The sequence below is a fragment of the Aquabacterium sp. genome (assembly GCF_050725395.1).
Lineage (GTDB): Bacteria > Pseudomonadota > Gammaproteobacteria > Burkholderiales > Burkholderiaceae_C > Aquabacterium.
The window spans coordinates 1-13378 of record NZ_JBOHHL010000021.1 but is presented as its reverse complement, the minus strand read 5'-3'; the positions used below and the strand labels follow the sequence as shown (position 1 = coordinate 13378).

12 protein-coding genes are annotated in these 13378 nt (G+C 66.0%); 10 read left to right on the top strand and 2 right to left on the bottom strand.

Annotated elements, in window-relative coordinates:
• Complete coding sequence (locus tag ACREB4_RS13575) at window positions 1-3981, bottom strand: DUF3683 domain-containing protein (RefSeq protein WP_431588759.1); 3981 nt, start codon at window positions 3979-3981, stop codon at window positions 1-3.
• Between the two features lie 151 nt (window positions 3982-4132).
• Here ACREB4_RS13575 and ugpQ point away from each other — a divergent pair, with 151 nt between their 5' ends.
• The gene (gene ugpQ, locus ACREB4_RS13570) at window positions 4133-4900 is read left to right on the top strand and encodes a glycerophosphodiester phosphodiesterase (protein WP_431588758.1); all 768 of its coding nucleotides are present in this window, start codon (window positions 4133-4135) and stop codon (window positions 4898-4900) included.
• On the opposite strand, the gene ACREB4_RS13565 is transcribed toward ugpQ, so the two are convergent.
• Window positions 4857-6068: a serine hydrolase domain-containing protein gene (locus ACREB4_RS13565; protein ID WP_431588757.1), complete on the bottom strand. Its 1212-nt coding sequence runs from the start codon at window positions 6066-6068 to the stop codon at window positions 4857-4859. The two genes, ugpQ and ACREB4_RS13565, sit on opposite strands and share 44 nt — an antisense overlap.
• Window positions 6069-6424: 356 nt before the next feature.
• On the opposite strand from ACREB4_RS13565, the gene ACREB4_RS13560 reads away from it, so the two are divergent.
• From ACREB4_RS13560 to ACREB4_RS13520, 9 genes are all read left to right on the top strand, one after another.
• Window positions 6425-7225: a beta-ketoacyl synthase chain length factor gene (locus ACREB4_RS13560; protein ID WP_431588756.1), complete on the top strand. Its 801-nt coding sequence runs from the start codon at window positions 6425-6427 to the stop codon at window positions 7223-7225.
• A complete protein-coding gene (locus tag ACREB4_RS13555; protein WP_431588755.1) occupies window positions 7218-8009 on the top strand; it encodes a lysophospholipid acyltransferase family protein in 792 nt (263 codons plus the stop codon). The genes ACREB4_RS13560 and ACREB4_RS13555 overlap by 8 nt, the downstream gene beginning before the upstream one ends.
• The gene (locus ACREB4_RS13550) at window positions 7996-8256 is read left to right on the top strand and encodes a phosphopantetheine-binding protein (protein WP_431588818.1); all 261 of its coding nucleotides are present in this window, start codon (window positions 7996-7998) and stop codon (window positions 8254-8256) included. Before ACREB4_RS13555 ends, ACREB4_RS13550 begins: the two co-directional genes overlap by 14 nt.
• 19 nt (window positions 8257-8275) lie before the next feature.
• Window positions 8276-8536 (top strand): acyl carrier protein, encoded by a 261-nt coding sequence (locus ACREB4_RS13545; protein ID WP_431588754.1) that lies wholly within the window; start codon window positions 8276-8278, stop codon window positions 8534-8536.
• Entirely contained in the window at window positions 8529-9116 is a 588-nt protein-coding gene (locus tag ACREB4_RS13540; RefSeq protein WP_431588753.1) for a hypothetical protein, read from the top strand. Before ACREB4_RS13545 ends, ACREB4_RS13540 begins: the two co-directional genes overlap by 8 nt.
• Complete coding sequence (locus ACREB4_RS13535) at window positions 9109-10893, top strand: AMP-binding protein (protein ID WP_431588752.1); 1785 nt, start codon at window positions 9109-9111, stop codon at window positions 10891-10893. The genes ACREB4_RS13540 and ACREB4_RS13535 overlap by 8 nt, the downstream gene beginning before the upstream one ends.
• Complete coding sequence (locus ACREB4_RS13530) at window positions 10886-11626, top strand: glycosyltransferase family 2 protein (RefSeq protein ID WP_431588751.1); 741 nt, start codon at window positions 10886-10888, stop codon at window positions 11624-11626. Before ACREB4_RS13535 ends, ACREB4_RS13530 begins: the two co-directional genes overlap by 8 nt.
• On the top strand, window positions 11626-12609 hold the full coding sequence (locus tag ACREB4_RS13525) for an acyltransferase (protein WP_431588750.1): 984 nt from the start codon (window positions 11626-11628) through the stop codon (window positions 12607-12609). The genes ACREB4_RS13530 and ACREB4_RS13525 overlap by 1 nt, the downstream gene beginning before the upstream one ends.
• The coding region (locus tag ACREB4_RS13520; RefSeq protein ID WP_431588749.1) for an aromatic amino acid lyase at window positions 12593-13378 on the top strand (786 nt) is incomplete at its 3' end. The genes ACREB4_RS13525 and ACREB4_RS13520, both read left to right, overlap by 17 nt.

Below are 13378 nucleotides of genomic sequence, written 5' to 3'. Positions count from 1 at the left end.
TTACACCAGCACCCGCTCGATGCCGCCGTCGTTGGCGCGCTTGACGTAATCGGGCATCCAGTTCTCGCCGAGGATCTGGCGGGCCATTTCGACCACGATGTAGTCGGCTTCCAGCAAGCCGTTTTGCAGGTCGTCCTGGTAGCGGCTGAGGCCCTGCAGGCAGCTGGGGCACGAGGTCAGCACCTTGACATTCTCTTTGGCGCCAACCTTGCCTTCGTCGCGCAACTGCGCCTCGCCCTTGCGGATTTCTTCTTCCTTGCGGAAGCGGATCTGCGTGGAGATATCAGGGCGCGTCACGCCCAGCGTGCCCGATTCGCCACAGCAGCGTTTGGACTCAATCACGTTGTCGCCGACCAGGGCCTTCACCGTCTTCATCGGCTCCTGCAGCTTCATGGGGCTGTGGCAGGGGTCGTGGTAGAGGTAGGCGTCCTTGCCGGCCAGGGTGATGCCTTTCTCCAGCAGGTACTCGTGGATGTCGATGATGCGGCAGCCCGGGAAGATCTTGTCGAACTGGTAGCCCTGCAACTGGTCGTAGCAGGTGCCGCAGCTCACGACCACGGTCTTGATGTCCAGGTAGTTCAGCGTGTTGGCCACGCGGTGGAACAGCACCCGGTTGTCGGTGATCATCTTCTCGGCCTTGTCGAACTGGCCGGAGCCGCGTTGCGGGTAGCCGCAGCACAGGTAGCCCGGCGGCAGCACGGTCTGCACGCCAGCATGCCAAAGCATCGCTTGCGTGGCCAATCCCACTTGCGAGAACAGGCGTTCCGAGCCGCAGCCCGGGAAGTAGAAGACCGCCTCGGTGTCCGCCGCCTGCTTGGGGTTGCGGATGATGGGCACGTAGTCCTTGTCCTCGATGTCGAGCAGGGCGCGCGCGGTTTTCTTGGGCAGGCCGCCCGGCAACTTCTTGTTGATGAAGTGGATGATCTGCGCTTTGATCGGCGCGGTGCCGACCGAGGCCGGCGGTGCGCTGGTCTGCTTGCGGGCCACGACCTTCATCACGTCGTTGGCGATGCGCTGCGCCTTCATGCCCACGCCCACCATGGCCGAACGGGCCAGCTTGATGGTCTCGGGGTTGGTGGCATTGAGCATGAGCATGGCGGCGGCGTTGCCGGGCCGGAAGCTCTTCTTGCCCATCTTGCGCAGCAGGTTGCGCATGTTCATCGACACGTCGCCGAAGTCGATGTTGACCGGGCAGGGCGTGACGCACTTGTGGCAGACCGTGCAGTGGTCGGCCACGTCTTCGAACTCTTCCCAGTGCTTGATGGACACGCCGCGGCGCGTCTGTTCTTCGTACAGGAAAGCCTCGACCAGCAAAGACGTGGCCAGGATCTTGTTGCGCGGGCTGTAGAGCAGGTTGGCGCGCGGCACGTGGGTGGCGCACACGGGCTTGCACTTGCCGCAGCGCAGGCAGTCCTTGACCGACGTGGCGATGTCGCCGATGTCCGACTGCTGCATGATCAGGGACTCGTGCCCCATCAGGCCGAAGCTGGGCGTGTAGGCCTCGCTCAGGTCGGCGTGGTGCACGTCGTCGCCCAGGCCCTTCAGGGCCGCGCCGCGCAGCAGCTTGCCCTTGTTGAAGCGGCCTTCGGGGTCGACACGGGCCTTGTAGGCGGTGAAGTCGGCCATCTCGGCATCGCTCAAAAACTCGAGCTTGGTGATGCCGATGCCGTGCTCGCCCGAGATCACGCCGTCCAGGCTGCGCGCCAGCTTCATGATGCGGGCCACGGCCTCGTGCGCCGTCTGCAGCATCTCGTAGTTGTCGCTGTTGACCGGCAAGTTGGTGTGCACATTGCCGTCACCGGCGTGCATGTGCAGGGCCGCCCACACGCGGCCGCGCAGCACTTCCTTGTGGATGCGCTTGGCCTCGGCGAGGATGGGCTCCATCGCCGAACCGCTGAAGATCTTGGCGAACTCGTCGCGCAGCTCGCGCTTCCAGCTCACGCGGATGGCCCAGGTCTGCAGCAGGTTGAAGACCGTGTCGCCTTCTTGCGCCGGGTAAGTGCCATCGCGGTGCTGTTCGTAGCCCAGGGCGACGAGGTGGTCGCCGACTTGCGACAGGGGAGCGTCGATGCGCTCGTGCAGGAACTGCCACTTGGCCTGGGTCTGGTCCAGCAGGGCCAGGGCGCGCTGCACGCGTTCTTCCAGTTGCTCGGGGCTGGGCAGCTCGCTGGTGTCCTCGACCTTGCCCAGGGGCAGGTTGCCATTGGCCATGAAGGCCTTGAGCTTGTCGACCAAGGCCAGCTTGTTGCGCAGGCTCAGTTCGATGTTGATGCGCTCGATGCCCAGGGTGTACTCGCCCATGCGCGGCAGCGGGATCACCACGTCTTCGTTGACCTTGAAGGCGTTGGTGTGCTTGGCGATGGCGGCGGTGCGCTTGCGGTCGGCCCAGAACTTTTTGCGGGCATCGGCGCTCACGGCCACGAAGCCTTCGCCGCTGCGGCCATTGGCCAGGCGGATGACCTCGCTGGTGGCGCGCGCCACGCGGTTCTCGTCGTCGCCGACGATGTCGCCGATCAGGACCATCTTGGGCAGCACGCCGCGCTTGCTCTTGGTGCAATAGCCCACGGCGCGCAGGTAGCGGTCGTCCAGGTGCTCCAGGCCGGCCAGGATGGCGCCGCCGGGCTGGGCCATCTCGGTGAACATGAAGTCCTTGATCTCGACGATCGAGGGCACGGCGTCCTTGGGGTTGCCGAAGAATTCAAGGCACACCGTGCGCACGTGGCTGGGCATGCGGTGCACGACCCAGCGGGCGCTGGTGATCAGGCCGTCGCAGCCTTCCTTCTGGATGCCGGGCAGGCCGGCCAGGAACTTGTCGGTGACGTCTTTCCCTAAGCCTTCCTTGCGGAAGGTGCGGCCGGGGATGTCGAGCCTTTCGGTGCGGATCGGCGTCTTGCCGTCGGCCTGGAAATACTTCAGCTCGAAGCTGGCCAGGGGCGCGTCGTGGATCTTGCCCAGGTTGTGGTTGAGGCGGGTCACTTCCAGCCATTCGGCATCGGGCGTGACCATGCGCCAGCTGGCCAGGTTGTCGAGCGCGGTGCCCCACAGCACGGCTTTCTTGCCGCCCGCGTTCATGGCGATGTTGCCGCCCACGCACGAGGCCTCGGCCGAGGTCGGGTCGACCGCGAAGACGAAGCCGGCGCGCTCGGCGGCATCGGCCACGCGTTGCGTGACCACGCCCGCGCCGGTCCAGATGGTGCCGACGGGGTGGTCCACGCCGGGCAGGCTGACCATCTCGACCTCGGTCATCTGCTCCAGCTTTTCGGTGTTGATGACCGCGCTTTTCCAGGTCAAAGGCACGGCGCCGCCGGTGTAGCCGGTGCCGCCGCCACGGGGGATGATGGTCAGGCCCAGTTCGACGCAGCCCTTGACCAGGGCGGCCATCTCGGCCTCGGTGTCGGGGGTCAGGACCACGAAGGGGTACTCGACGCGCCAGTCGGTGGCGTCGGTCACGTGCGAGACGCGGCTCAGGCCATCGAACTTGATGTTGTCGCCGGCCGTGACCTTGCCCAGCGTCTTGCGGGCGCGTTGTCGCAGGTCATAGACGTGCTTGAAGTTCAGCGCGAAACGGTCGATGCAGGCGCGGGCGGCCACCAGCAGTTCACCAACCAGGGTGTCGCGGTTGGCATCGGCCGGGACGCTGGACGGCGTGCGGCGCTTGTCGATCTCGCTCAGGCGGTGGTGCAGGGCGTCGATCAGCTGGGCGCGGCGCTTGGGATTGTCCAGCAAGTCGTCTTGCAGGTAGGGGTTGCGCTGCACCACCCAGATGTCGCCCAGCACCTCGTAGAGCATGCGGGCAGAACGGCCGGTCTGGCGCTCGGCGCGCAACTGGCTCAGCAGTTCCCAGGCGCGCAGGCCCAGCAGGCGTTGCACGATCTCGCGGTCGGAGAACGAGGTGTAGTTGTAGGGGATTTCGCGCAAGCGCGGCGCGCCGTCGGCGTGGGCCTCGGCAGCGTGTTGTGTCAGCGGGAGGGGTGCGTTCATGTAGAGGCGCCAGGCGCGGCCGGGGTGAAAAAACGGCGGCAATGGGTGCGAAAAGCAGGGTGCGGACGGTTTTCGCGCCTGAGGGGGGATGTTACCGCAGCAGGTGATCCCCGAGCGTTTGACCGCCACGGGAACGCTATGCTGTGGCGTCATGAATTCACCCAACGATGCACCTTCCGCCACCTGGCCCTATCCCCGCTGGATCGCCCACCGGGGCGCAGGCAAGCTGGCCCCCGAGAACACGCTGGCGGCTTTTCGCCTGGGGGCATCGCACGGATTCCGCATGTTCGAGTGCGACGTCAAGCTCAGCGCCGATGGCGAGCCTTTCCTCTTGCACGATGCCGATCTGGACCGCACCACCTCCGGCCATGGCCCGGCAGGTGACCAACCCTGGGACGAATTGTCCAGGCTGGATGCAGGCAGCTGGCACAGCGCCGCCTATGCCGGCGAGCCCTTGCTGAGGCTGCAAGCCCTGGCCCGGTGGCTGCAAGCCAATGGCTTGCTCGTGAACCTGGAAATCAAGCCTTCGCCCGGCCTGGACGAGGTGACGGGCAGGGTGGTGGCCCAGGCGGTGCGGCGACTCTGGACAGGGCAAACGCCCATGCCCCTGCTGAGTTCGTTCAACCCCAGTGCTTTGCGCTCGGCCCGTGAGGCCGCGCCGGAAGTGCCCCGTGCGCTCCTGCTGGAAACCCTGCGCACCGGCTGGGTGGACGAAGCCCTTAGCCTGGGCAGCGTGGCGGTGGTGGCACACCATGCCCAATGGACTGCTGAAGGCATCGCGCTGGCCCACCAGGCCGGCCTGAAAGCCCTGACTTACACGGTCAACGAGGTGGCCTGCGCGGATGAATTGTGGGCGGCCGGCCTGGACGGGCTGATCACGGACCGGGTGGACTTGATGGGGCCCCGGTCGCCAGCTTGATGGACTTGGCATGGGCCATGCGGAGCAGCAGCTTCTGGCCGACGCTGTCCTTCCAGTTGAAGCTGTTTTGCAGCACCACGACGGCGGTGCGCTGTTCGACGTTCAATCCGATGTAGCTCGTGAAGCCCGCCACAAAGCCCACCTGATAGGTGATGTGCTGCCCGCCGATGTCATCGATCAGCCAGGCGATGGCGGGGGCTTCCTTGGGCCGGTCCTGGCGGGCTTTCAGGGTGTCGACCAGGGCTTGCTTGAAGGGCCCCTCGCGACCATTCAGGTGGGCGGACGCGAAGGTCAGCATGTCGCGGGCGCTGGAATACAAGCCGGCCGAACCCCGCATGAAGTCGGTGAACTCCCAGTCGGGCACCAATGCGCCACGCGGCACGAACTTGGGTTGATCGCCCGCATGCCCATGGGCCCGGAGCGCATAGCCGGGCAGGGTGCTCGGCATGTAGCCGGTGTTCTTCAGGCCCAGGCCGTGGACGATCTTCTGGTCCAGCAGTGTTTCCAGCGACTGGCCGGTGCGCCGTTCGATGACATGGCCCAGCAGCCCATACCCGATGTTGGAATAGTTGGGTTCGTGGTGGTTGGGCGCCTTGAAGTCGGACAGGTAGTCGAAGACGTAGTCGCGCTCGAAGTGCCGGTAAAAATTGGCCCCGGTGAACAGGTACTGCAGAAAATAGCGGCAGGTCTGGAAAGTGATGGGCTGGCGGGGCAGGCCGGAGGTGTGCGTCGCCAATTGCAGCAAGGTGATGCGCTTGGCGTCCGAGCTCAAGGGCGTTTCTGGCGGGAGCAGGTCACCCAGCGTGTCATCCCAGGCCAATTGGCCGTCGTTCACCAATTCAGCGGCCATGGCCCCCAGGAATCCCTTGCTCAGGGAGCCCATCGCGAAAATGGTGTCCGGCCCTGGCGTGGCGCCACCTTGTTCATTCGTGGTGCCGTAGCCAAAAAAACGCATTTGGCCATCCGGCAGGAGCACGCCGACCACGATGCCAGGCGTCTGGCCCTGGTCCACCAAGGGCTTGGCCAAGGCCGCCATGTCGGCTTCGATGTTCTCGCCGTCCGTGCTCAGGTGCTGGACCAAGTCGGCTGGGTCGAATTCTCGCTCCGAGAGGGACGATGCGCAGCCCGCCAAGGTGAAACTCATCGCGGCCAGACATGCCAGCAGCATTGATCGGCGCCATCTCCCTGAGTCGCGCCCGGTATTTTTGAATCGTGGAAACATGGTGAAACGTGAAGCGTCAGGCCATGCAAAAATATGTCCTGGCGTGCGCTGGCTCTGATTTTTCGGCGAGTTTTGAACTCGTTTTCTGGAAAACCCATTGTAGGTTCCCGCCAGGCCCGGCCCGGACCGCGTCGAATCCCTCTAACGAGTGGTTTTGTGGCGCAGGGGTAATGCCGTAAAATACTGTAAAGATTCCTCGTTGACGAGGGCATTTGGGGGCCTGCTGCATCGATTGACATCGCTCTGTGACTGGCCTGATGGGTTGCCTCCGTGGTGGCCGTCAGCTGGCGATTTGGTGATTTGTGCAGTTTGAATTCGTCATTGTTGATTGGGCAGCCTATGGCGCAGGCCTCTTGCAGCAGCAGGATTGGCTCGACTGGGCGCGCGAAGCGCCGCGTTTGCCGGCGCCACTGATCGACGTCGTCCCCCCGCTCACCGAAATGGCGCCCATGATGCGGCGCCGCGTTGACCGTTTGGGCCGCCTGGCCTGCCAGGTGGCCTACTGGTGCAAGCCAGAAGGGGCGCCCGCCATGCCCATGGTGTTCGCATCTCGGTACGGTGATGCCGGACGGTCGCTTCACCTGCTGGGCGATCTGGCCCAGGAACAAGCCTTGTCGCCCACTGGTTTCGGCCTGTCGGTGCACAACGCCATTTCGGCCCTGTATTCCATCGCCTGCGGCGACACCCAGAACACCGTGGTCGTGACGGCGGGCCGAGCCACCGTGCTGGCGGCCCTGACCGAAGCGGCGGCGCTGCTGGCCGATGGCGCCGAAGAAGTGCTGATCGTGTACTACGAAGCACCTTTGCCCCCGCCTTACGACCAGTTCGAAGACCAGCCCGCCCTGGAATACGCCTGGGCCTGGCGGGTTGCCGCCCCGTCCAAGGTATCCCGTCCCGAAGGGCATGTGGTCCAGGTCCGTGTGGGGCCGGCGGATGGCGCGCCCCATCCTGACCTCGGCGATACCCGCCACTGGCCCGCCGGACTGGCCGTGCTGCGCCACATGCTGCGCCAAACCCTGTCGATCGATGGGGCCCATTCCCCAGCATGGGTCCGGTCCGACCGGGCGGGCAGCCAATGGTTCTGGGGGGCGGCCCATGCTTGATCGCCTCAATTGGGCTTGGCGCCTGGTCGCCACGGCGCTGAGCTTCACCTGCTTCGGCCTGGGCGGCGTGATCCTGTGGGTCGTGGTGTTCCCGGTCCTGTCCTTGCTGGTGCGTGACCGGGTGCGGTTGTCGGCCCTGGCGCGCGGCATCATCCACCAGGCCTTCCGGGCCTTCATCGGCCTGATGCACATGCTGGGCATCTTCACCTACGAGGTGCACGGCCTGGACAAGCTGCGGCGCCAGGGCTTGCTGATCCTCGCCAACCACCCCTCGCTGATCGACGTGGTTTTCCTGATGTCGTTCACGCGCCATGCCGATTGCGTGGTGAAAGCGGCATTGGTGCGCAATCCTTTCACGCGCGGGCCGGTTCTGGCGGCAGGTTTCATCTGCAACGACACCGGTCCTGGCATGATCGAGGACAGCATCGCCTCACTGCGGTCTGGCAACAACCTGATCATCTTTCCCGAAGGCACGCGCACGCCCACCAATGGCGACGCGGCCAAGCTGCAGCGGGGGGCGGCCAATGTCGCGGTTCGCGGCGGTGTCGATGTGACCCCGGTGCTGATCCAGTGCCAACCCGTGTTGCTGCCCAAGGGTGAGCCCTGGTGGCGGGTGCCTGAAAGCCGGCCCCACTTCCGCATCGAGGTGTGTGATGACATGCCGGTGGCCATGCCCATTGACGGCGGCCCCAGTGAAGCGCAGGCTGCACGCCGCCTGACCCAGCAATTGACCGATTATTTCGCCGTGGAGACCCGACGTGAACCCCGACCTGCAAGCGCTTGAGCTCGACATCAAGGAGCTCATCATCAGCGCACTGGCCCTTGAAGACATCACGCCCGACGACATCGACGCCGAGCAGCCCTTGTTCGTGAAGGGTCTGGGCCTGGATTCGATCGATGCCCTTGAACTGGGCCTGGCCTTGCAACGTCGCTACGGTGTGACGGTGACGGCCGATTCCGAAGAGACACGCCGGCATTTCGGCAGTGTCCAGGCGCTGGCGGCTTTCGTGGCCGCGCAACGCACCCGTTGATTTTTTGCCAGCAATTGCCATGACCAAAGACGAGATCCTCCAACGCATCGTGGACATCCTTGTCCAGACCTTCGACATCGAAGCCGAGCGCATCGTGCCGCAGGCCAGGCTCCGCGAGGACCTCGACCTGGACAGCATCGATGCTGTCGACCTGATGGTGCAGCTCAAGCCCCTGGTCGGCCAGCGCCTGCAGCCGGAAGCCTTCAAGCAGGTCCGCACCGTGAGCGATGTGGTCGATGCCTTGCACCTGCTGGTCACCGACGGAATGGTCGATGCCTAAGATTCGCTTCGGTGGGGTGATGCTGGCGTTGCTGACGCTGGCGTACCCGCTGGTCGTCTACCTGTGCCTGGGGCGGCTCGAGCCGCGCTGGCTGGCCGTCATGCTGGTGGCCATGGCGCTGGTGCGGCTGGGCGTGGCCCGCTCGACGGCTGCCTGGGGCATGGCGGCGGCGGCGGGGCTGCTGGCCCTCCTCACCTGGCTGGGACATGGCTGGATGCCGTTGAAACTCTATCCCGTGGGCGTCAGCGGCCTGATGCTGGCCTTGTTCGGCGTGAGCCTGATCCATGGCCCGACCGCCGTCGAACGCATTGCGCGCCTGAGCGAGCCCAACCTGCCGCACCAGGCCGTGGCCTACACCCGGCGGGTGACGCAGGTGTGGTGCGTGTTTTTCCTGTTCAATGGCTCGGTGGCCCTGGGCACCGCCCTGTGGGCCAGCGACGAGGTCTGGACGCTTTACAACGGGCTGGTGGCCTACGTGCTGATGGGCCTGCTGGGCGCCGGGGAGTGGCTGGTTCGCCGTCGTTTCCGAGGCCGGATCGATGCCTTGGCCCATGCCGCTGCGCGGGGGGCCCATGGCTGACTGGTGGCCGTTGACCGAACTGGCCTGCCGCCCGCCCGATGACCGAAGAGCCCTGGCTTGGCAAGGCGGCCGCCTGGTCAGCCATGCGCATTTCCTGAGCTTGGTGGAAGGGTGGCAATCGGCCTTCGAAACCCGTCCCGACACCCTGCAGTGGGCCATCTACCTGGACGATCCGCTGAGCTTCGCCGCGGCCGTGCTGGCCGCCTGGCACGCGGGCAAGGTGGTGGTCCTGCCGGGCGATGACCGGCCCGCCACCTTGGATGCGCTGACGGCGGACGGTTGCATGCTGGCCGGCGATGTGCCCGGTGGGACGCGGCCTGCCGAATGCCACGAGGCCACCTCAAGGCGCCGTTTTCCCATCGACGCGGCCACCGCGCGCTTGAAGGTGTTCACCTCGGGGTCGCAGGGACAGCCCGAGGCCATCGACAAGCGCCTGGCCCAATTGGTCTCCGAGGTCGAGGCGCTGGAATCGGCCTTCGGCCGGTCCGCCCTGGGTGCGGGTGGTGGCGATGTGCCCACCATCTGGGCCACCGTGTCGCACCAGCACATCTATGGTTTGCTGTTCCTGGTGTTGTGGCCCCTGGCGGCGGGCCGCCCCTTGGCCGCGCGGCGCCTGCTCTACCCGGAGGACATGGCCAGCTGCCTGGGCCCCGAGCCTTCGGTGCTGGTGACGACGCCCGCTCACCTCAAGCGCTTGGGCGATCAGTTGGATTGGACCGCGGCGCGGCGCGGGTTGCGGGCGGTGTTTTCTTCGGGTGGGCCTTTGCCCTTCGAGGTGTCCCGCGTGGCCGCCCAGACCCTGGGGCAGGTGCCCACCGAGGTGTTCGGCAGTTCCGAAACCGGTGGTGTTGCCTGGCGCCAATGCAGGGTCGAAGACACGCCTTGGGTGCCGTTCATGGACGTGCGGTGGCAAATCCAGGAGGGTTGCCTGGCGGTGCGCTCGCCGCGCCTGCCTGATGGACAATGGTGGGTCAGCAGCGACCTGGCCGAAGCGGCCGGGGCCGACAGCTTCCGCCTGCTGGGCCGCGTCGACCGCATCGTGAAGATCGAGGAAAAGCGCGTCTCGCTGAGCACCGTCGAACGGCAGGTCTTGAACACGCCTTGGTTGAAAGAGGCGCGTGCGCTGGTCGTGGACACCCCCATCGGTGCCCGCGTGGCCGTGGTGGCCGTCGTGACCGAGGCGGGACGGCAGCACCTGGAGCAAGGCCGGCGGGCCTTGGCCGAGGCGCTGCGCCAAGCGCTGGCCGACAGCCTGGAGCCCATGGCCCTGCCCAGGCGCTGGCGTTTCGTCGAAGCCATGCCGGTCAATGCCCAGGGCAAGACGCCCGAGTCGATGCTGAAGGATTTGTTCACCATGAACCCCACCCCTGCCACGCCGCCCAGCCAGCCGGACATGCCCGCCGTGCAATGGCTGGAGCGTGGTCCGACCAAGGCCCTGGCCGTGCTGGACATCCAAGCGGGCCTGTCGGTGTTCGATGGGCATTTCCCGGGCGCCCCCATCCTGCCGGGTGTGGCGCAAGTGGACTGGGCCCTGGCCCTTGGCCGCGAATGCTTCCACCTGCCCACGCATTTCTTGCGCCTGGAGGCCTTGAAGTTCGTGCGGCCGGTGTTGCCCGGCACGCGGCTGTTGGTGGCCTTGCAATGCCAACCCAAGGCGAACGAACCTGCGCTGTGCACCTTGTCGTTCAAGCTGTATTCACAGGCCAGCGATCCGGCCGAAACCACCGACCACGCCAGTGGCCGAGCCATCTGGTCGAACGAGGCCCCCCGTGCTTGACCAGACCGTGGCCGTCATCCCTTGCTACAACCACCCGGCCACCGTCGGTGGCATGGTGGACGCCGTGCGCGCCAAGGGGCTCAAGGTCATCCTGGTCGACGATGGCAGCGACGCCGTTTGCGCCAGGGTGCTGGACGCCTTGGCACACCAGCATGGCGCCATGGTCGACCTGCTCCGATTGCCCGCCAATCAGGGCAAGGGTGGCGCGATGATGGCCGGTCTGCGCCGCGCACAGGCGCTGGGTTACACGCACGCATTGCAGGTCGATGCCGACGCCCAGCACGATGTGACCGACCTGTCCAAGTTCCTGGCGGCTTCCGAGCGCGAACCGCTGGCTGTCATCTGCGGCCAGCCTGTGTACGACGACTCGGTGCCCAAGGGGCGGCTGTATGGCCGCTACCTGACCCACGTCTGGGTGTGGATCAACACCTTGTCGCTGGATATCCGTGACTCCATGTGCGGTTACCGTGTCTACCCGCTGGGCTCGGTGGTGGCATTGATCGACCAAGTCAGGCTCGGGCGGCGCATGGACTTCGAGACCGAGTTGCTGGTGCGCCTGCATTGGCGCCAGGTGCCCATCGTCAACCTGCCGACGCGGGTGATCTACCCGCCCGATGGCATTTCGCATTTCAAGGTGCTGCGCGACAACGTGTTGATCTCGGGCATGCATGCGCGTTTGTTCGCAGGGATGTTGCTGCGCCTGCCCCTGCTGTTGTGGCGCAAGGTGAGCTGATGGCGGCGTCCAAAGTCGCATCGGCCCCGCACTGGGCGAACCTGGGCGAGAACACCTTCGTGGCCGGCATCCAGGTGATGTTCTGGGTGCACCGGGTGCTGGGTCGCCTGCCTTTCCTGGTGTGCCTTTACCCCATCGTGTTCTTCTACTGGGCCACGCAAAGCCTGGCGCGGCGCTCGTCGCTGGAATACCTGCAACGGCTGGAGGCAGCGTCCGGTGCCTTGGGCCATGCACCCGGTTGGCGCGACACGCTGGCGCATTTCCTGGCCTTTGCCGACACGATCCTGGACAAGCTGCTGGCGGTCAGTGGCGCGCTCGATGGCCGGGCGCTGCGCATCGAAGGCGAGGCGGGCTTGCAGGCGCTGGCCAAGGAGGGCCGCGGGGCGATCATCGTGATGGGGCACGTCGGTTGCATGGAACTGTGCCGCGTCAACGCCGAACGGCAACGTGGCTTGCGCCTCAACGTGCTGGTGCACACCATCCACGCCGAACGCTTCAACCGTTTGCTGCAACGGCTCAATCCGGACAGCCAGGTGCACCTGATCCAGGTGAGCGAAGTCAATCCGGCCACGGCCATGCTGCTGGCCGACAAGGTGGCGCAGGGCGAGTTCGTGGCCATCGCGGGTGACCGCGTGCCAGTGCGCCAGAGCATGACGGTGCCCGCGGATTTTCTGGGCGAGTCGGCCCCCTGGCCGGTGGGCCCCTATGTGCTGGCGGCCCTGCTCAAATGCCCTTTGTACGCGATGGCCTGCGTGCGCAACGCGGGCGGCGAGTACGTGCTGCAGGCCAGTTGCCTGGCCGAGCAGGTGACCTTGCCCCGCCGTGAACGGCAGGAGGCCATGGCCGCCTATGCCCAGCAGTTTTCGCATTGGCTGGAGGCCCTGTTGGCACAGGCGCCACTGGCCTGGTTCAATTTTTTCCCTTTCTGGCAGCAGGGGGCGCCGAGCCCCGGCCTTGAGCAACATGATGGAACACACCACTGATCGCCCGACCCCGGTGGTCTTCAATGGCCAGCGCCTGAGCGTGGACGAGGTGGTCGCCTTGTCGACCCGCCAGCGCACGGCGACGCTGGGGCGCGAGCCCGCGTTCCGCGAGCGCATCGAGCGTGGCGCGGCTTTCCTCGACCGGCTGTTGCGCGAGGACGGCGTGGTCTATGGCGTGACGACGGGCTATGGCGATTCCTGCACCGTCAGCATCCCGCCCGAGTTGATCGCGGAGTTGCCACACCACCTCTACACCTACCACGGCATCGGCGCGGGTCGGCACTTGACGCCCCAGGAGACGCGCGCGGTGCTCGCGGCCAGGTTGTCGTCCTTGTGCCAGGGCGTGTCCGGCGTGAGCTGGGAGCTGCTGGTGCAGCTCGAACAGCTTTTGGTGCACGACGTGCTGCCCCTGATCCCGGCCGAGGGTTCGGTGGGCGCCAGCGGTGATCTAACACCCTTGTCCTACGTGGCCGCCGTGTTGTGCGGCGAGCGCGAGGTCTGGTTCCAGGACCGCCGTCAGCCGGCCGCGCAGGCCCTGGCGGCCATCGGGCTCCAGCCCCTGAAACTGCGCCCGAAAGAGGCGCTGGCCTTGATGAATGGCACCTCGGTGATGACCGGCCTGGCTTGCCTGGCCTGGCAGCGGGCCGACGGCGTGGCGCGCCTGGCCACGCGCCTGACGGCGTGCAATGTGTGGGCCAGCGATGGCAATGCCCACCACTTCGACGAAACGCTGTTCTCGTTCAAGCCTCATCCTGGCCCGCAACTCACC

What these genes read in the sequence shown, in the direction of transcription:
- ACREB4_RS13555 (WP_431588755.1), top strand. Translation starts at nt 7,218, where the DNA reads ATGCTTGATCGCCTCAATTGGGCTTGGCGCCTGGTCGCCACGGCGCTG.
- ACREB4_RS13545 (WP_431588754.1), top strand. Translation starts at nt 8,276, where the DNA reads ATGACCAAAGACGAGATCCTCCAACGCATCGTGGACATCCTTGTCCAG.
- ACREB4_RS13535 (WP_431588752.1), top strand. Translation starts at nt 9,109, where the DNA reads ATGGCTGACTGGTGGCCGTTGACCGAACTGGCCTGCCGCCCGCCCGAT.
- ugpQ (WP_431588758.1), top strand. Translation starts at nt 4,133, where the DNA reads ATGAATTCACCCAACGATGCACCTTCCGCCACCTGGCCCTATCCCCGC.
- ACREB4_RS13575 (WP_431588759.1), bottom strand. Translation starts at nt 3,981, where the DNA reads ATGAACGCACCCCTCCCGCTGACACAACACGCTGCCGAGGCCCACGCC.
- ACREB4_RS13540 (WP_431588753.1), top strand. Translation starts at nt 8,529, where the DNA reads ATGCCTAAGATTCGCTTCGGTGGGGTGATGCTGGCGTTGCTGACGCTG.
- ACREB4_RS13525 (WP_431588750.1), top strand. Translation starts at nt 11,626, where the DNA reads ATGGCGGCGTCCAAAGTCGCATCGGCCCCGCACTGGGCGAACCTGGGC.
- ACREB4_RS13565 (WP_431588757.1), bottom strand. Translation starts at nt 6,068, where the DNA reads ATGCTGCTGGCATGTCTGGCCGCGATGAGTTTCACCTTGGCGGGCTGC.